Origin of the sequence: Halomarina halobia, assembly GCF_029338575.1 — an archaeon.
Lineage (GTDB): Archaea > Halobacteriota > Halobacteria > Halobacteriales > Haloarculaceae > Halomarina > Halomarina halobia.
In genome coordinates, this window is record NZ_CP119993.1 from 367,625 (window position 1) to 386,668 (window position 19,044).

The 19,044-nt window shown below is 59.2% G+C and carries 12 protein-coding genes; 6 read left to right on the forward strand and 6 right to left on the reverse strand.

Features of this window, described 5'->3' with window-relative positions; all coding sequences use genetic code 11:
- Window positions 1-138: 138 nt before the first annotated feature.
- A complete protein-coding gene (locus P1K31_RS17190) occupies window positions 139-1,605 on the reverse strand; it encodes an FGGY family carbohydrate kinase (RefSeq protein WP_276306544.1) in 1,467 nt (488 codons plus the stop codon).
- Between the two features lie 332 nt (window positions 1,606-1,937).
- On the opposite strand from P1K31_RS17190, the gene P1K31_RS17195 reads away from it, so the two are divergent.
- Window positions 1,938-2,642, forward strand: a complete 705-nt coding sequence (locus tag P1K31_RS17195; protein WP_276306545.1) for an IclR family transcriptional regulator — start codon at window positions 1,938-1,940, stop codon at window positions 2,640-2,642.
- 675 nt (window positions 2,643-3,317) lie between these two features.
- Here P1K31_RS17195 and P1K31_RS17200 read toward each other — a convergent pair.
- On the reverse strand, window positions 3,318-4,082 hold the full coding sequence (locus tag P1K31_RS17200) for an IclR family transcriptional regulator (RefSeq protein ID WP_276306546.1): 765 nt from the start codon (window positions 4,080-4,082) through the stop codon (window positions 3,318-3,320).
- Between the two features lie 967 nt (window positions 4,083-5,049).
- On the opposite strand from P1K31_RS17200, the gene P1K31_RS17205 reads away from it, so the two are divergent.
- A complete protein-coding gene (locus P1K31_RS17205) occupies window positions 5,050-6,372 on the forward strand; it encodes an aminotransferase family protein (protein ID WP_276306547.1) in 1,323 nt (440 codons plus the stop codon).
- Window positions 6,373-6,742: 370 nt separating this feature from the next.
- Here P1K31_RS17205 and P1K31_RS17210 read toward each other — a convergent pair whose 3' ends face one another.
- The 4 genes from P1K31_RS17210 to P1K31_RS17225 all read right to left on the reverse strand — a co-directional run bounded on the left by P1K31_RS17210 (window position 6,743) and on the right by P1K31_RS17225 (window position 12,606).
- The gene (locus tag P1K31_RS17210; protein ID WP_276306548.1) at window positions 6,743-7,747 is read right to left on the reverse strand and encodes an ornithine cyclodeaminase family protein; all 1,005 of its coding nucleotides are present in this window, start codon (window positions 7,745-7,747) and stop codon (window positions 6,743-6,745) included.
- Window positions 7,748-7,969: 222 nt separating this feature from the next.
- Entirely contained in the window at window positions 7,970-9,928 is a 1,959-nt protein-coding gene (locus P1K31_RS17215; RefSeq protein ID WP_276306549.1) for a TRAP transporter large permease, read from the reverse strand.
- Between the two features lie 64 nt (window positions 9,929-9,992).
- A complete protein-coding gene (locus tag P1K31_RS17220; RefSeq protein WP_276306550.1) occupies window positions 9,993-11,108 on the reverse strand; it encodes a TRAP transporter substrate-binding protein in 1,116 nt (371 codons plus the stop codon).
- Window positions 11,109-11,838: 730 nt separating this feature from the next.
- The gene (locus P1K31_RS17225; RefSeq protein ID WP_276306551.1) at window positions 11,839-12,606 is read right to left on the reverse strand and encodes an IclR family transcriptional regulator; all 768 of its coding nucleotides are present in this window, start codon (window positions 12,604-12,606) and stop codon (window positions 11,839-11,841) included.
- Window positions 12,607-13,155: 549 nt separating this feature from the next.
- Here P1K31_RS17225 and sauS point away from each other — a divergent pair.
- The 4 genes from sauS (at window position 13,156) to P1K31_RS17245 (ending at window position 18,994) form a co-directional block, all read left to right on the forward strand.
- On the forward strand, window positions 13,156-14,589 hold the full coding sequence (sauS, locus tag P1K31_RS17230; RefSeq protein WP_276306552.1) for an acylating sulfoacetaldehyde dehydrogenase: 1,434 nt from the start codon (window positions 13,156-13,158) through the stop codon (window positions 14,587-14,589).
- A gap of 148 nt (window positions 14,590-14,737) precedes the next feature.
- Window positions 14,738-15,952 (forward strand): hydroxyacid-oxoacid transhydrogenase, encoded by a 1,215-nt coding sequence (locus tag P1K31_RS17235; RefSeq protein WP_276306553.1) that lies wholly within the window; start codon window positions 14,738-14,740, stop codon window positions 15,950-15,952.
- Between the two features lie 106 nt (window positions 15,953-16,058).
- On the forward strand, window positions 16,059-17,846 hold the full coding sequence (gene xsc / locus P1K31_RS17240; protein ID WP_276306554.1) for a sulfoacetaldehyde acetyltransferase: 1,788 nt from the start codon (window positions 16,059-16,061) through the stop codon (window positions 17,844-17,846).
- Window positions 17,847-17,905: 59 nt separating this feature from the next.
- The gene (locus P1K31_RS17245) at window positions 17,906-18,994 is read left to right on the forward strand and encodes a phosphotransacetylase (RefSeq protein ID WP_276306555.1); all 1,089 of its coding nucleotides are present in this window, start codon (window positions 17,906-17,908) and stop codon (window positions 18,992-18,994) included.
- Window positions 18,995-19,044: the final 50 nt, after the last annotated feature.

The following is a 19,044-nucleotide window of genomic DNA, read 5'->3' on the forward strand; positions in this document are numbered from 1 at the left end:
TTACGATGGGAGTAATAATAGTTTGGGTGTTGGCGACGATTGTCACGCTAGCTTGCCGGGGAACGTACGTGGTATCCGTGCCGATCGGTGTGCGACGACGAACACGGGAAATCGAAACGCGGGCGCCCGATCTGGAGGTTACTTCAGGTCCTCGTAGAGGTCGGCGATCAACCGCCACTCGCTGGCGAATCGACGTTTGACCGGTTCGTACTCCTCGCGGAGATCGTCGTCGGCCCGGACCTTACCGTTCACTCGTAGGAGTTGCTCGCTGGCTTCGTCGACGTCCTCGTAGACCGATGCGGTGAGCGCGGCCGGAATCAGAGGGCCGACCGTCGTGCGAGGCTCCATCTTCAGCACCTCGCGGTCCCAGATAGACGCCCGGAGCGTGTTCCACCAGCTGAAGGGGTCGTCGCCCGCCGGCTCCCCGCCGCTGACGAGGTGTATCCGGTCGACCGCCTCCCCGAAGTGTTCCTCGAGGATCGGGAAGTACGTGTACTCGGAGAGCGCGATACTGCTCACCAGTCCTCTGACGAGACGCCCTCGCGTCTCCCCGATCGAGCGCTCGTCGTCGGGCCAGAGATCTAGCAGAGTTGTACCCATCCCCGGGTCGAAGAACGGACTCCGATTCCCCTGTAGATATACGCGCGGCTCGTCGTCCGAATCGACGGCGCGGGCGAGTTCGAGGCCACGCTCCTGACGGATGTCGAGGACCTGCTCGCACAGCCACCTCAGAACGACGCCGGTATCGAACGCCGCGCCCGGAAGATATCCCTCGATGGGGTGTCGGTGGTAGTAGAGGGCGTCGTGCGGTTCGATCGTCTCCGAGACGTACTTGACGACGCTCGTGGACCCGCAGACGATACTACAGTCGCCGGGGTAGAGGCAACCGGACGCGAGTACCGACGCGTTACCGTCCGTGAGTCCGTGGTACAGCTCCGCGTCCCTGAGGCCGACATCGGCCGCGAATTCGCTCTCCGCGTGGCCGACAGTCGTGCCCGGTCGACGGATCGCCGGTAAGAGGTCGAGCGGTACGTCGACCGCGTCGAACAGCGGCTCGAACCAATCGGGAGCCGACCTCGTGATGTCCGCACCGAACTTGAGCGCGTTCGTCCAGTCGGTTTCGAGGTCGGTCCAGCGGCGGCCGGTTGGGTAGCGAAGGCGATAGAGCAGCCACGTGGCCGGACTGAGTATCCACTCGACGTCGTCGAATCGGTCAGGGTTCCGTTCGCGGAGGGCCAGCACCTTCGCGAGCGGGCTAGCAGCGGACAGTGAGAGTCCCTTCGAGGAGAGTTCCTGCACAGTATCCAGATCGAGGAGTTCGTCAGCCTGCTCGGGTTCGGTTTCGTAGTACCAGCGAGGCTCAAATATAGGGTTCCCGTACTCGTCGACGGTAACCACCGTTCCCGAGGTCCCGATAGTCGAAACGACGATCCGCGCTCGCGGCAGGAACACCGCGGCTTCGCGCACCGCTCGCTCCCAGCCCGCGGGGGACTGTTCGGCGATGTCGGCGGTGCCGCTCAACGCGACGTCGCCGTTCCAATCGTAGGCGGTGACGCGAACGCTCGACAGCGCGAGGTCGATACCGACGAGATACGTCTCACTCATCGGACTCGCTCACGTGCCGCCGTCTCGTCACGCGGAGCGACATCCTTCGCTCGTTCGTCCGTCGGTCGTTCGACGGCGTCCGACCGCCGCATCCTTACCACGGGTCGAACCATATCCCGCCTACAGACGTCGGGTACATCAACGCTTCGACGCGCCACCAGAGCCGTTCTGCTTCATAGAACGATAGTCGAACGTCCACCACTCGCCGGTGGCGTTTAGAACCTCCCTATCCCTAGATGGTGTTCGTCCGGTGGGGATACCTCGATCTGTTTCGAGGGACTTCTGTTCTGAGCAACAGAACCTTCTTGTAGTTCGAGAACGCTGGATGGCGCATGAACGACTCGCCCAACGTGCCGGTGCGGTCGGTGGAGACGACGCTGGGTATCGTCGAGGAGATACAGGCCCGGAACGGTGCGGGCGTTTCCGAACTCGCCGAGGCACTCGACATCGCCAAGAGTACCGTCCACAACCATCTCCGGACGCTCGAACGGCACGACTACGTCATCCAGGAGGACGATACGTTTCAGTTGGGATTCCGGTATCTCGACCTCGGGGGGCACGTCCGAGATCGCAACCCCGACTTCCGCTTTATCCAACCCAAAGTACGAAAGATTGCGGAAGAGACGGGGGAGATCTGCCAGTTCCTCGTCAGCGAGTGCGGTGCCGCGATCGTCGTGTTCATGGAGCGCGGCGAGCAGGCGGTCGAGACGAATGCGCGTGTCGGGCGGCGAACTTCCCTCGACGAACTCACAGCGGGGCGAGTGCTGACCGCGGCGTCCGGCCGACAGGGTGCCGACGAAGAGATCGTAACGGCGCTCGAAACCGACGGGTACGTCGCCGCCGCCGAGGCGTACGTCAAGGGACTACGCGCTATCGTGGTCCCGATCACGAACACGAACGGCGAGGTCCTCGGTGCGCTGAACGTCGCCGGACCCGCTCATCGACTCCGGAACCCCGAGTACGAATGGGAGGTCGCCGACCTCGTACTGGATGTCTCCAACGAGTTGGAGTTGAACGTGAGTTACTCCCGTTACTGACGCTGGAAACCGCCGTTTCGACGTTCACTGTTCGCCATGCCGACGGGAAGGCGATGGCGTATCTAGGGGATTCGCACTTCCACCTCCTATATGTGTTTCTACGACCGTGAGAGCGAACTCGATCGTTATGAGGGACTGGCGCGAATGTCCCACGATGAGTTCTGCGTTTCAGAACGAGTATCGTGACGTGAGTTCTGACGATACTCCGATAATCACAACGCAACACCGACCCACCTCGGTGATAAGGGACGGATGTAGCGGTAAGGGGTAACAGTAATACATGTGTTATCAAATATGCGCGCATGGGAGGGGCAGTGTTAATGGTATCTCTCTACCAAACCCTTTTTCCACCCTTATAATGTGCGGTGATGACCGAGCAATGGGGGTCACTTCACTACGTGCTCGGATTGGCGCCGTCGTTTCCTAGATAGTCTAAATACGAACTTAACAGGGAAAACTATTCAAGAATCACCTGCCGGGGAGATCGCGCGGTACCGGTCTGGAACAGTATACATTGGAATAATAAACGCTGTCGGGTAACGCCAACTGTTTTAGGCTTGACCTGCCGAGAGACAGCACTCGCTTTTATACGGATTAGAGACAACGCAGTGGTTCCCACTTTGGTTCCAACGTTCGACGGAGAGAAACACGCAGTGTCTGGACAGCTGGTGACCGCTACTGCAGTATCTCGCTGACGTCTTCGGTGAGTTCGTTCGCAGCTTTTACCAGCTTCGGTCCGATCTCGTCTTCGATCGTCTCGTCAGTAAGTCGGTACGTGGGGGCACCCGTACTCAACGCACCGAGTGGTCTACCGTTCGGTAGATTGACTACGGCGCCGACTGCTCTAAGTCCTTCAAGCCATTCTTGATCGACGATAGAGTATCCACGCTCCCGTGTCCGTTCTAAGTCCTCTAGCAGTTCGTCGGGATCCGTGATCGTGTGCTCCGTCTTTCGTTTCATCCCCCACTGATCGAGGATCTCGAGGACTCGTCGCTCAGAGAATTCCGCGAGGATAGCCTTCCCGGTGGCGCTTGTATGGACGTAGAAATAGTCGCCTTCCGTGAACCCGATCTCGGTCGACTCGTCCGCTTTATGGAAGAGCGTGATAATCCGGCCGTTGGTCTCGACATCGAAATCGACCGCTTGATTCAGTTCCTCTGCTAACTCCTCCGTTTTTTGTTTGGCTAGACGATATCGCTCGTCCCGGTCACGGGTGTACTGTCCGAGGTGAAAAAATTTCAGACTCAGATGATATATCTCCCCCTCTTTCGTGACGTACCCCTGCTCACGGAGGGTGTTGAGGTGACTGTGGACAGTACTCTTCGAATACCCCAATTCCTGAACGAGGTCTGGGAGCCGCGTACCGTTCGCTGATTTGATCATTTCGATTATCCGAATCGATTTTATCGTCGCGTTGATCGTTTTTCGTTTATTATTCATAGTCACTATCCGAAGGGGTGCACTAATAATGGTTTCCCGCTAGTGGATTCTGCGCGACGTATCTCGGTGAATTCCTCTAACCAAGGGTCTCGATGTCCTCCCAGAACGAGCGATTGGCCGTAAAACTGGCTCTCCGAACCGTACGGAGATAATTCGCCGACGGATCGTACTTGGCCACGAAGACAGATAGCGTGTTTCACTCCTACAAGATGGTTGACCCACGATATACTCATAAGTACGTGTGCGATCACCCGCTCGATTTGACGTGTATCCCGAGATTACCCCCACTCGATCTACATACTGATCGACGACAACGAGACATCACCGAAAACATGTCTGAGAAAAGTAGTGCAGACAGGATACCATCGGTAGTGTTTATATGCTAAACCGCCTAATCTGCCCGACGGAGAGCGAGTACAGATCGACGAGCATCGCCGGTAGGAACGTTCCCGTCGCCACATCCACGAGCTCTCCAAGAGCAGATAGACCGGTCATGAGTACTAAAAATGGCTCGAAAGAAATCGGACGAGACAGGTGCAATCAATACGCGAATCGGGGTGCCTCGCCGAATGACTGGTCTGAGCTGTATAGAGATGTCGAGCGGCGAGAACGAACACTATTGGTGACACCATAGCCTCAACAAGAAGAACGACTCGCTAGTCACGGACGGTCCCAATCGCCGCAACGAATGCCGGCGCAGCCAGTCCGGCAGCCCGACCGACGACGCGATGAACACCGATCGCCCGACCGAGTCGAATCGGCGTGCGAGGAGCGTCGTTCCGATTGTAGTAAAGTCCCACACCAGCACCTAACGCTACGAGCGTCGTCGTAAAGACAAAGAACATAGAATCTGCTACGCACGGGTCGGTGGAATTGAAGATCGATATCGATCTAGCGGCAGATCAGAGCAGTTACTTTATTTACACGAATCGGTACTTATAAAACATTCCGAAAAGGAACGTGGGGTATGGCGCAGCGCGAACAGGTTGAGGTAGAGGAGAGCAGCGTGCTCGCTCACTTCGGCCACATGGGCGATACGCCGATCACGATCACCGATGGCGACGGCGCGTACGTGCGTGACTCGGCCGGCAACGAGTACCTTGATTTCACGTCCCAGCTGTACTGCGTGAACGCGGGACACGGCAACGAGGCCATCGTCTCGGCGATGAACGACCAGCTCGATCGGGTCCAGTACGTCTCGTCGGCGGTGCACAACGACGCGCGGACGCGACTCGCCGATCGACTGGCCGACGTCGCACCGAACTCCCTCGAGGACGTGTTCTTCTCGATTTCTGGCAGCGAGGCCAACGAGGCGGCACTCCAGATCGCTCGTCAGTTTCAGGACGCCTCGACGGTACTGACGCGATGGCGCTCGTACCACGGCGGGACGTACACGACGGCGGGGATCACGGGCGATGCTGCGATACGCCTGCCGGTCGAATCTCACGCCCAGACGACTGGGAACGTGAAGTTCTTGCCTCCGTTCCAGGGTGCGGATCCGGCGTTCGATGCCGACTCCCCCGAGGAACTGGCAGAGCGAGCCGCCGACCATCTCGAATACGTTATCCGGAATCAGGGCCCGGACTCGATCGCGGCCCTCGTCACCGAGGTAGTGGGCGGTTCGAGCGGGGCCTTCACTGCACCGCCGGGATACTTCGAGCGCGTCCGCGACCTCTGCGACGAGTACGAGATCCTCCTGATCGTCGACGAGGTGATCACCGGGTTCGGTCGCTGCGGCGACTGGTTCGGCAGTCAGACAGAAGCCCTTGAGCCGGACATGCTCACGTTCGCAAAGGGGGTCACGAGCGCGTACGCGCCGCTGGCGGGTGTCCTCATGCGCCCGGAACTCGGCGACGCCCTCCGGGAGGACGCGATGGACATCGGCCAGACCTTCGCGGGCAACCCGGTCGCGTGTGCGGCTGGCGTGGCTGCCATCGACGAGTACGAGGACTTCATCCCGAACGTCAGGCAACTCGCTCCCACTCTCCGAGAGAAACTCGAGGAATTGGAGAGACACCCCGCCGTCTGTGATGTTCGCGGCCGCGGCTTCCACTGGGCCGTCGAGTTCGCCGACCCCGATACCGGGGAACCAGTGTTCGATCCGCGGATCGAACACGGACACAATCCTGTGGACGACATCGTTGCCGTCGCACGTGAGGAGGGTGTCCTGATCGGTGGCGGCCGGCCGTCCATTCAGGTCACCCTCTCGCCACCGTTCTGCGTAGATGAGCGTGATATCGAGAACGCGGTCGCCGCCCTCGACGCGGGGATCACCGAGGTGTTCGAGTGACGCAATCATCGTAGATCGCGTCAAGTGAGCAGCGGACGATCACGATCGGTCGGTCGAGAGTGTGATGCTCGCAAACTCCCCCGTTCTCCCCTAGTGGTCATGTAACTGAATCGGGGGCGATTCTCCGACTAGTATCCGAGCGCTTTCTACCGGTGGATTGGTTCCTGGATATTCGCCGATGTCCGAGGGCCGGCAATCGAGGATCGGCCAGCCTATTGATACAGTATCGCCGCGAACCGTGAGTCGATCCGGAATGGGAGGAAAAGTGCGTTCGCGCTAGCTATCGCCGATGTAGCCTGCCGGGACGCTTACGCGAGTCGTTGTCCGTCTGAGGGATCTCGAGACAACTGCGACATCGTGCGTCTGTCGTTCATGTCCCGACGAGATCGAACGTATAGCCGGCACCGCGTTCCTGGGCGGTTTCGTAAATCAGTCGCGCAGTGGCGATGTCCTGAATCGCTAACCCGGTGGAATCGAAGACGGTGATCCCGTCGACAGGCGCGGATAGCGCGTCAGTGATGATCTCGCCTAGGTTCCCGTAGACGTCTCTGCGCGAGAGCTGTCCTTCGGCGACGGCGACGTTGATTTCGCCGCTATGCGAGCACTGCTCCCAGTCGTCGACGACCACGGCGGCGTCTTCGATAATAGTTGGATCAAGTTCTCGCTTTCCTTCGGCGTCGGCACCCATCGCGTTGATGTGCGTCCCGGCGTCGATCCACTCGCGCTTCAAGATCGGTTCTCTGGAGGGTGTCGTCGTCGAGATGACGTCACAGCCCGCGACGTCCTCGGGCGTCCCACCGACGACCTCGTCGGCGCGATCGGCCTCGTCCTCACAGAACCGTTCGATCGCATCTGCATCGAGATCCGTGACCACGACTCGCTCCAGATCCACTTCCGCGGCGATCGCTGCCAGTTGGGTGTGCGCCTGCTCTCCTGCCCCGAGTAGCCCTAAACTAGTCGCGTCGGACGGAGCGAGATGGCGGGTGGCGACTCCCGCCGCGGCACCAGTCCGATAGCGGGTCAGTTTCGTTCCGTCCATGATCGCCAGCGGATATGCGGTCTCGGGATCAGAGTAGATGACGACACCCATCACGGTCGGGAGACCGTACCGCTCGGGGTTGTCCGGGTGCACGTTCACCCATTTGATGCCCGCCGCGCCGCTCACGTACGCTGGCATCGCGCGGAAATCGCCGTTGCGCTTGGGGAGATCGACGTACGTTTTCGGGGGCATCACCGCGGTCCCTTGCTCGTATCCGACGAACGCGTCTTCGACCGCGTCGATCACCTTCGCCATATCGACGCACTCATCCAACTCCGTACGATCGATCATTAGGGTTCCATGCTTCGCTATCTCCTCTGATTCGAGCATACTCATGGGTGTATCGTTCTGGTTGATCCGTTCACTATTAAGCGTTATTGTAATATTTATACAGTTCTGCTACGTTAGCCAGTGATCGTCGTCCTTTTCCATCTTCTGTAGTTCCTCATAAGAGTCATGTATAACCAGAAACCATCGTTACCATTTACTTCCGAACCTGATTCAGTGGGAAATGGATGTCTGATAGACGCTGGAACCACAGAACGGGAGTGGGATCAATCAGCCATATCCGAGGGTTCGGGGCAACCAAAGTGCGATTTCGGGCACGAGGATGACCGTAACCAGGACCAAAAATTCGATCAGGAAAAAGAAGACGATGTTCTTCGCGATGGTTTCGATGTTCGTGTTCGCGATCGGTGCGGCGACGAACAGCGTCACACCGAGCGGTGGGGTGATCATCCCCATCGCCAGGGTCATGATCATCACGATGGCGAAGTGGAGGGGATCGATGCCGACCTCGACGACGAGCGGTGCGAAAACGGGTGCCCAGAGGAGGATATTGGCGATGGACTCGATGAAGAGGGCGAGTATCGAGAGGAGTGCAACGATTAGCAGAACGAGAAGAATCCCCTGACTGGTCGTCGAAAGCAGGATCGCGGCGATCTGTTCGGGGACCCCCTTGATCGCCATCACCTGCGTGATCGGTTTCGCCGCACCGATGATGAACAGCGTCACTCCGGACATTGTAACTGCGCTGTACGAGGCGTCGATGAACTCGGCGAGGGTCATCTCGCGGTAGACGAACAGGCCGACGACGATCGCGTAGAGTACGGCGACGCCGCCTGCTTCCGTGGCCGTAAACGCTCCTGAGAGGATCCCTCCGATGATGATGAGCGGCATGATCAGCGCGAACACCGTATCTTTGACGATCCCGCCGGCCTCGCGGGCGGTCGGTCGGTCGCGGTGTTCGACTTCGGGAAACTTCTCCCAGTCGGTCCGGTATCCGACGACGTACGTCGTCGCTATGATGCCGAGTCCGAACAGCAGCCCCGGGACCACACCGGCCATAAACAGGCCGGCGACGCTGACGGAGGGAACGGTGATCGCGTAGATGATCATGATGATGCTCGGCGGGATGATCGGACCGATCACCGACGACGAGCACGTGACCGCACACGTGTAGCCAGTGTCGTATCCTTCGTCCTCCATCGCCGGGATCAGGATACTACCGACGGCCGCAGTGTCCGCCACGGCGGATCCGGAGATCCCCGCAAACAGCATGCTCGCGACCACGTTGACGTGCGAAAGCCCCGCTCGCATCCGTCCGACGAGGAGGTTCGCGAACTCGATGATCCGACTCGTGATCCCCGCGATGGTCATGATCCGACCTGCATAGATGAACAGTGGGATAGCGAGAATCGAGAACCCGCTGAGCGCCTGCCCCATCTGTTGGATCACGAGTAGCGGCATCAGGATATCAAGCGAATTCGGAAAGAACAGGAGGAAGATCAGCATGCTGAGCGCCATCGCGAACGCGATGGGCGTATTGATGACGATTAGCACGATCAGGAGTCCGAAGATGGCGGCGATTTCGAGCACCCCTTGCCCCGGAAACGGAATCCGAGCGAGGTACAACGTCATCGCGAGGACGATGAACAACGCCAGTGAGATGGCTGCCGCGTAGCTGTCGTCCTCTAGGTCGTCGATCAGCGTCTTGAGAATCTGTCGGCCCGCCTCGAAGACGAGATAACAGCCGCCGATCGCCAACGGGATACGGGTCCAGAACAGCGAGATCGAAGTAATTCCGAGAACTTCGTAGACAGTTCGGCTACTCGCCTGTGAGATGGCTAATTGGCTCCCCCACCAGAGCATGGCGAATCCCAGGAGACCGACCAACCCGTTGATGAACACTGTGACGGCTCTCGCATGGTTAGCCGGGAGCTTCTGATGGATGTATTGAACGCTCACGTGGTCCCCGACGTAGTAGGCGACAGCGCCGCCGACGTACGTGACCCAGATGTTCAGGATGACCGACGTTCCCCCCGGCCACGAGAGGGAATTACTGAGAACGTAGCGGAAAAACACGTTGACGTTAACGAACACTACGATACCGACTAACGCGGCGATCGAGATCCACTTCAATAATAGCCGCAGTCCCCATTCGATTCGATCGAGTCCGGGCTCGAGTCGTTCAAGTCCTTCCCGCAGTCCGTCTCCCGTACGTGTGATCGTACTCATGCTTCATCCATCGTTAACTACATTTACCATCGAGCCCCCTCCTGCTGTCGGTCGTAATATCATATCAGAGGTTTACACCCGGGGGAGTGTAGTCCTGGAACTCGAGTGCCTTTTTGACGACCTCCTCTTCGACCCCTTTTTTGCCGAGCCACTCTTCGTAAACCCCGCTGGTGACTCGCTGCCACTCTTCCATCTCGTTATCCGAAGGTTGGTAGATCTCGATGTCGGGATGCTCTTCTTTGATCCTCTGTTTCCCTGTCTTGCCCTGTTTAAGGTCCATCTCGATCTGCTTGGGCGTGACCTCGTCGAGCGATTCATCGAGGACGTTTCGAAGGTCCTCGGATAGCCCGTCCCACGTACCACGGTTGACGTAGAGGACAGCGGGGCTGTCTTGAGTTGCCGTCTCAACGGTGTACTGAATCTGCTTGTACATGCCCGAATCGTAGAGCCACCAGTAGTGGATGTGGATCCCGTCGACGACGCCCTGTTTCATCGCCGGAACGGTCTCGCTCCACGCGACCGGACTGGGGCTAAATCCCCACGCCCCGACAGTCGATTTCTCGATGGGTGATTCGGTAACCCGGATCTTTTGCCCGCTCGCATCACTTGGTACTTTGAGTCCGGCGTTAGAGGTTAGATGGAGGTGACGCATACTCCCCCCATTGCTCCCCCAGTAAGCTTTGATTCGGATGTTGTTGAGGTTTTCGTAGGCGTTCTCGTTGATCTGTTTGACGACATCTGCCTCGTTGAAGAACGAATAGAGGTTGCGATGGTCCTTCCAGAGGTACGGCAGCTGGACGAACAACCACGCTGAAGTTAATCCGGCGAGGTTGTTCACCGCTGAAAGCCCCATGTCTAACGTTCCTTGCTGGACGGATTTCGCAATTTCGGGGGGGCCACCGGCTTTCTGACAGCAAATGACGTCGAGCTGCAAGCGACCGTCTGATTTCTCATTCACCGTTTCCGCCAGGAGCTCTGCCCCCTTGTAGTGGGCACTCTGCTGGTTTCCCGATAGTGCGAACTTGAGTGTGGCGTCGGATTTGCCGCCGGAACTCCCGTTAGTACCTCCATCGCCCTCGGTACCGATGCATCCGGAGAAGCCGACGAGACCAACGCTTCCCGCTCCCGCAATTCGTTTTAGGGCCTCGCGGCGGGACCTTGTGATGCCTTGTTTTGCCATGATCTATGTCGACATGCACCTAACGATATATAAGCGTTATCATCAAGTGAGTTATCGTTAATGAAATCTGCTGCTTGGGGGTGCTAGTTGCGGCATGGAGTCGAGATAGTTGTTGAACTCGTTTTAATATATGTCCGAGTTCAGGGTCACAGCCAGTGAGCACTCTACTACACGGAGAAACCGACGATAATTCAGGACCATGGGATCGAACATTTCTTGTGAGTATTTACGACCTTAACTGTGTTCGTTGATGTGTTACCTCCGGTCGGTGGTAATGATGGTTCGGCTATAGCAGACTATTTTATCTGTTGCAGTTGCAGATGTCCAAACATGCGTGGTTTTGTAAGGGAAGGCTCCGTAATGGGGTTCTCGCGTACTAGATCCGGATATCGCAGATGAAAACGCTCACTCTTTCATCTACTGAATGACTGGCTCTCCCTTCCGGAAGTAACACCTGATGTGGATAACATAAGTACAGTCGTTACGCAAAAGTGTCGCGTAGTGCCTAACAGATACGGTCGATCTCCGGGCAGCGATCCCCGATCTTACTTAAGAGTTTCACCTTCGTTAACTCTCTTACCCAGTGGGGTGACCTTCGGCGTGAGCAGAGTTACGTGCTTTATTTCCATCCCTTCCTAACTGGACTTGTTAGGGTGTACAGAGTGAACCGTCCGATGTAGTATACTACCATCCTCCCGGATTTTTCCGCGGATGTTGATAAAAATGGGATCTATGAGTAAGCCATGTTCAGTTCGAGTTCGTTGGCGGTCCCGAGCAGGAGGTCGGCGATCTCCCGCTCGAGTCGCTCGCCCTTCATCCGGTGAGTAGGACCGGAAACGCTAAAGGCGCCGATGACGCGGTCATCGATCCGAACCGGGGCGCCGATCGCACATTGCCCATCGATCCGCTCCTCGCGGTTGAGCGCGTAACCCTGCTCCCGAACGCGCTCGAGATCATCGAACAGAGTTTCCTCGTCGGTTATCGTGTGCGCAGTCTTCCTAATCAGACCACGCTCGTCGATGATCCGCCGGACCTCGTGTTCGGGGAGGTACGCGAGGATAGCCTTACCGGCCGAGATTGTGTGGAGATGCGTCCGCTTTCCGACGCGAACATCCGTTCGAACGGCTTGGCTCCCGATCTCGTGGTGGAGGTAGATACCGTATCCGGACTCCTCTACGATGAACTGAGCGCGTTCCTTGGTCTCCTCGGCGAGCTCCTTCACCTTCGGACCTGCCATCCTGTATGCGCGTTTGCGATTCGCCGCGTAACCACCGACATCGAGGAAGCGTAATCCAACGTGGTACTCGTCTCCCTCTTTGATTAGATAGCCGATTCCGTGAAGGGTCGTAAGGTAGCTGTGAACTGTACTCTTGGGTAGACCGAGATGCGACGCAAGTTCGGATACTCGCGCCCCATCTCGTTCCATCAGGTGTTCAACGATCTCGAACGACCTCTCGATCGTTTTTAGCGACCGTCCATTCGAGCCGGGAGATACCATGGTATCCTGTCTCTAGATCCGATCCCTATTTAATGTTCCTCTATATCGAATCCAGAACACGGGAGATCGAGAAACCCCGTATGCCCGTTCGTTTAGGTAGATTCGGACCTGCTACGTCTCCTCGTAGCGGTATACAAACGTTCTTCGCTGGACTGCGTATTCCCGCACAGAATCCACTATCCGGCGATTTGTGGCCATTCTGGCCCGCTTGACTGCCTGAGATCCTCCGTAGGGTTGCGCTGCCTCTCCGTCGCATATTTCGGACGATGCTCTTATCAAATCCCCCCGCCAAACGATTGGGCACCCCGTGAGACTGTAACAGGTGCTGTACCTGTACCGTCGGTGATCGGATAAATTCGACAATACGGCAGGAACACCGTCGGCGATATCTTATAGTGTCCACGATATGCGAACGCTTACTGACGCATCACTGATCTTCGACGGGGAGAGATACAACGACACCTCCGCTCGTCTCCACCCATCTTCGAGAGAACATGTAACCTAACAACCACAACTTATATTCGGATGGGTCGCGGAACCTACCCCGGTATGAGCCTAGAGACCCGTGAGTCCGATGCGACTAGCGCCGACGAGGTTATCGGTCAACTCGTGGCCCAAGGCCGCCAAGCCATGGAGTCCATTGCCGATTACGAGCAAGAGCAGGTAGACGAACTCGTCCAGGCGGTCGCATGGGCGGTGTACGAGGAACAGAACGCGCGGAAGATCTCCGAGGTCGCTGTCGAGGAGACGGGGTTCGGTAACGTCGAGGACAAGGTAACGAAAAAGCAGCGTAAGACGATGGGGACGCTCAACGATATCCTGGGTAAACCATCGGTCGGCATTATCGACGTCGACGAGGAGCGGGGCATCACGGAGATCGCGAAACCTGTCGGAGTTGTCGGCGCTGTCGTGCCTTCGACGAACCCTGGAGCAACGCCGGCGAACATCGCCATGATAGCGTTAAAGGGACGGAACGCGGTTGTCCTATCGCCGTCGCCGAGCGGACTCGGCGTCTGTGAACTCGTGGTCGAGTCCATTCACGAGGAACTCGACAAGGTGGGTGCTCCTCGAGATCTCGTTCAGATGGTTCCTCCACCGGTCAACAAGGAAAAGACCTACGCCCTGATGGAGGAAGTCGATCTCCTGCAAGTCACCGGTTCATCGAACAACGTCGCGCACGGTCAGCAGTCCGGGACTCCGAACTACTGCGTCGGCGAGGGGAACGTCGTCTCGGTCGTCGACGCCACCGCGGATCTCGAAGCCGCGGCCAGTCGGATCGAGAAGAGCAAGACCTTCGACTACGCGACGAGCTGTTCAAGCGATAACTCGGCCGTTATTGTCGAATCGGTCTACGAGGAGATGGTCGCAGCCCTCGAGGCGGAGGGTGGGTACCTCTGTAACGCCACAGAACGCGAAAAACTCGAGGAGGCGATGTTCCCGGAAGGGCACGGTTCGTTGAGCGGTGACGTCATCGCCAAACCGCCCAAGCAGATCGCCGAGGCGGCCGAACTCGAAGCACCCGAAGCCCACGAGGCCGCGTTCTTCATGGTGGAAGGAACAGGAGTCGGGCCCGATCATCCGCTCTCGGGGGAGAAGCTCTCAGTCGTCTTGACGCTGTACAAAGCGATTGATTTCGAGGAGGCACTCTCGATAACGAGTGATATCCTCGATTTCGAAGGAACTGGCCACTCTTGCGGCTTGCACACTACTGACGAAGAACACGTCGACCGAATCGGCCACGAAATCGACGTCTGTCGTCTCCTGATCAATCAGCCACAGTGCTACGGCAACGGTGGAAACTTCAACAATGGACTGAACTTCACCCTCTCAATGGGTGCGGGTACGTGGGGCGGTAATCAACTCGACGAAAACCTCGATTACACACACTTCCTGAACATCACCACCGTTTCCGAAGTGATTGAGGAGTCCGTTCCGACCGAAGAGGAACTGTTCGGATCGTACCACGAGAAGTACGGAAGATGAGATGCCCACCTCCTGATCCTCGGTGAGCTCGTTGACCTCTCGCGACGCTCCTGACCGGGGTAAGTAGCCAACCCCTCACTCGGTGTACGAGGACCGCGACGCGACCAACGCCGACACCCTTACATCGAACGCCCAGGAATGTGATAGCATGCACCAATCAGAAACCGTCTGGGAATTCTCTATGGCTGAGCGGGTGAAATTCGGTGTCGGTGCCGCCGAAGAACTCCCGTCGGCCATCACCGAACGAAACGCGGAATCGGTACTCCTCCTAACAGACCCAGGGATCGAGGACGCCGGTATCGTTACGTATCTTACGGGGCTTCTCGACGCCGCCGACGTCGAATATCACGTTTACACCGATGTCGAACCCGAGCCGTCGCTCGGCGTTTACGAGTCTGCCATTCAACTAGCAGAGGATCGTTCCCCCGACCTCGTAATCGGAGTCGGCGGTGGAAGCTCAATGGACGTCGCAAAGACGACGAGCGCCGTCACCGCTGCTGACGGCAGTATTTTAGAGTACGCCACCCCGCCAACGGGAGACGGAAAGCCACTCCCCGATACGGGGATACCTTGCTTCTGTCTCCCTACGACAGCCGGCACCGGGTCGGAGACGTCCCCCGTCGCAGTTATCTCAGTTCCGGAGGAAGCTCTCAAAGGCGGTATCTCGAGCCGACACCTTCTCCCCCAGCTAGCGATCGTCGACCCGAATCTCGCCATCTCGCTCCCTCCTGAGCCGACGGCCTTCTCCGGGATGGATGCACTCGGGCACGCCGTCGAGGCGTACACCGCGATCCCCTTCGACGCTAAACCGCGACCGTCGACGCCGAGAGATCGACCGGAGTATAACGGTCGGTCCATACTGACCGATCAGTTCGCGCGGAAGGCGATCGATCTTATCGGACGAAACCTCCGCCGGGCGGTCGACAACGGCTACGACGTGGAAGCACGGCGTAATATGGCGCTCGCGAGTCTGATGGCGGGGATGGCCTTCACCAACGCCGGGACCACAGCCGCCCACGCCCTCGCGATGGCGACCGGCGCGGAGTACGACGTTCCACACGGGATCGCGGTTGCCATGTTTCTGCCGGAAGTCGTCCGGTTTAACGCACCGAGCGTACCTGACCGATGCGACGACATCGTCCGACTGCTGGGCGAAGACCCTGACGAGACGAGTGCCGGCGACGCGATCGCGAATCTCAGAGCTGACGTCAGACTCCCACGGGGACTCAACGCGTTTGACATTACCAGGGATCAGGTCCCACAGATAGCCGAAAAGGCCTCGCGCCTTGATCGGTTGTTGTCGAAGAATGTCCGTCGTATGACTAAGACTGACCTGGAGGGGGTACTTGAGCGGTCACTCTAGAAGGTCGGGGACCATAGCTATCATTTTCGACGAGGAGCACGTCGGCGGACCCTCGCCCCCTAAAATATAAGTCGTCGCATGCGTAGCTTCTACGAGACGACCTAGCATGGCAGAGCAATACGAAACGGCCGAGACTCACGAGACCGCACTGCACGAAAACGAACGCATGACGCCGAGCGAGGCCATCCTCGAACAGTTCGTCGCCGAGGACGCCGAGGTGATGTTCGGCATCGTCGGCTCGGCGTTCATGGACTTTCTCGACATCATGCCCAACGCGGGCATCCGCTACCTCCCCGTCCGCCACGAACAGAACGCCGCCCACATGGCCGACGGGTACGCCGAAGCACTCCGCGGGCAGGAACCGGGGATCTGCGTCGCCCAGAACGGGCCCGGCGTCACCAACATGGTCACCGGCATCAAAGCGGCCCAACTCAACCACTCGCCGGTGATCATGCTCTCGCCGACCGCCACCACCGGCTCGGTCGGCACCGACGGGTTCCAGGAGGCCGATACGATGTCGATCTTCGACGACTGCGTCGAGTGGCAGGGCCGCCTCGAGGACAAGAGCCGCATCGCCGAGTACGTCCGGACCGCCTATCGCGAGGCACTCACGGAGATGGGTCCCACCCAGATCGACTTCGCCCGCGACCAGCTCTACGGCGAAATCGACGTCGACGTCCTCCGACCGAGCCAGTACCGCCAGTCCGAGGTCGGCGGGGCCGCCGAGGCCAACGTCGAGCAGGCGGCCGAGATGCTCGCCGACGCCGAGAATCCAGCTATTATCGCCGGCCTCGGCGTCATTTATTCGGAGGCCGTCGGCGAGGTCGCAGACCTCGCCGAGTTGCTGAACGCGCCGGTGGCCAACTCCTACTTGCACAACGATAGCTTCCCCATCAGTCACCCGCTCGCCGTCGGGGCGCTCGGCTACGGCGGATCGAAGGCGGCGATGCAGGCGCTCTCGGAGGCCGACGTCGTCGTCGCCGTCGGCAGTCGGCTCAGCGGCTTCGGCCTCCTCCCGCAGTACGGTATGGACTGGTTCCCCGAGGACGCCGACATCATCCAGATCGACGTCGACCCCTCTCAGATCGGGCGGACTACCCGCGTCGAACTCGGACTCGTCGGCGACGCTGCCGAGACCGTCCGGTCGCTGACCGCCAAACTCGACGCCACCGCGGGCGCGTCCGACGCTCGCGTCGCGGAGATCGAAGAGACCTACGCGGCGTGGAAGGACGAACTCGAGGAGATGTCCCAGTCCGACCAGACGCCGATTCACCCCCGCCGGGCGCTGTGGGAGGTCTCCCAGGCCCTCCCGGAGAACACGATGGTCGCCACCGACATCGGCAACACCTGCTCGATGGCCAACGCCTACCTCGAGTTCGACCATCCCGGTAACTTCCTCGCTGCCGGCACCTACGGCAACTGCGGCTTCTCCTACCCGGCCGCCATCGGAGCGAAGGTGGCGCGATCCGACGATCCGGCGGTCGCGATCACCGGCGACGGCGCGTGGGGGATGCAACAGATGAACGAGGTGCTGACGGCCGTCCGCGAGGACATCCCGGTCGTCGCCCTCGTGTTCAACAACATGGAGTGGGGGGCGGAAAAACAGAACCAGTACTGGTTCTACAAGGACCGATTCGTCGGGACCGACCTCCCGGAGAACCCCGACTTCGCGCAACTCGCCCGCGACATGGGCGCCCAGGGGATTCGCGTCGAGGACCCCGACGAGGTCCGGTCGGCCACCGAGGAGGCGGTGGCGGCGGACGAACCCGTCGTGGTCGACATCCGTACTGACGGGACCGAACTGTTGGAGCCGTTCCGCCGCGACGCCCTCGACGAACCCGAGCGCGTCCTCGAGAAGTACCGCCAGCCCGGGGATCCCAACTACGAGGGCTAACTCGGTCGAACAGGGGGCATTTCGTCCATATTCTCTGTAGGACCACTCTAAGTGCACCAATGACAGACCTACTCACGACGTTACGACGGCGTGCTCGCTCGCAGTCGGCGCGGATCCTCCTCCCGGAGGCCCACGATTGTCGCGTTCTGGATGCGGCAGCGCGTGCACAAGCCGATGGTATCGCCCAACCTGTTCTGTTCGGACCGGACGACCAGACGCGACAGCTGTGTGCCGAACTGGGGATCGACATCGACGCCCTGGAATTCCTCCCCTACCCCGAGGGTGCGGTCCTCGACGAGTACGCTGCGGAGTACGCCGCGTTACGCGACGTCGACGTTGCAGTCGCCCGAGAACTGTTGACCGACGAGTTGGTCCTCGCTGCGCTTCTGACCCGGCTGGACGAGGTCGACGGGCTAGTCGCCGGGGCAGTGTCCCCGACCGCGGAGGTGGTCGCGGTCGCCAACGGCGTGATCGGGCTGGACCCGGCGATCGACACCGCCTCGAGCTACTTCATCATGCAGTTCGACGACGAGACGATCGGTGAGGACGGTGTCCTGCTGTACGCGGACTGCGGGGTGAACATTGCACCCTCCGAGGAGCAACTCGCGGACATCGCGGTGACGACCGCGAGCACGGCGAGCGAGCTGTTCGGCTGGTCGCCGCGGGTGGCGATGCTATCGTTTTCGACGAAGGGGAGCGCCCAGCATCAGATGAGCGAGCGGGTGGCGAACGCCGCGGCGGTTGCGAGGCGGCAGGTCGATGATGGTGTCGTGGATGGGGAACTGCAGGCCGACGTGGCGCTGGTACCGGATATCGCCGACCGGAAGACGGACGCGGCGGCGATTCGAGGCGACGCGAACATCTTCATCTTCCCGAACCTGGACGCGGGCAATATCGCGTACAAACTTACTGAACGGCTCTCTGGAGCGACGGCGCTCGGTCCGATCCTGCAGGGGTATGCGCGGCCGGTGAGTGATCTGTCGCGGGGGGCGAGCGCGGACGACATCTACGACATCCTGACTGTCACCGCCTGTCAGGTGGCACGGGGGGATTTCTCTGACGAAGGGGAGATCCTTACCACGGGACTGCTACGCCGACGAGAGACTTCGATCAATGCGGACGCGGATGCCCCCGATTCGAAGATCTAGATACTAGCGGTGCTCCATCGACGGTCGAACGCCGCTCGCGGGTAGTATTG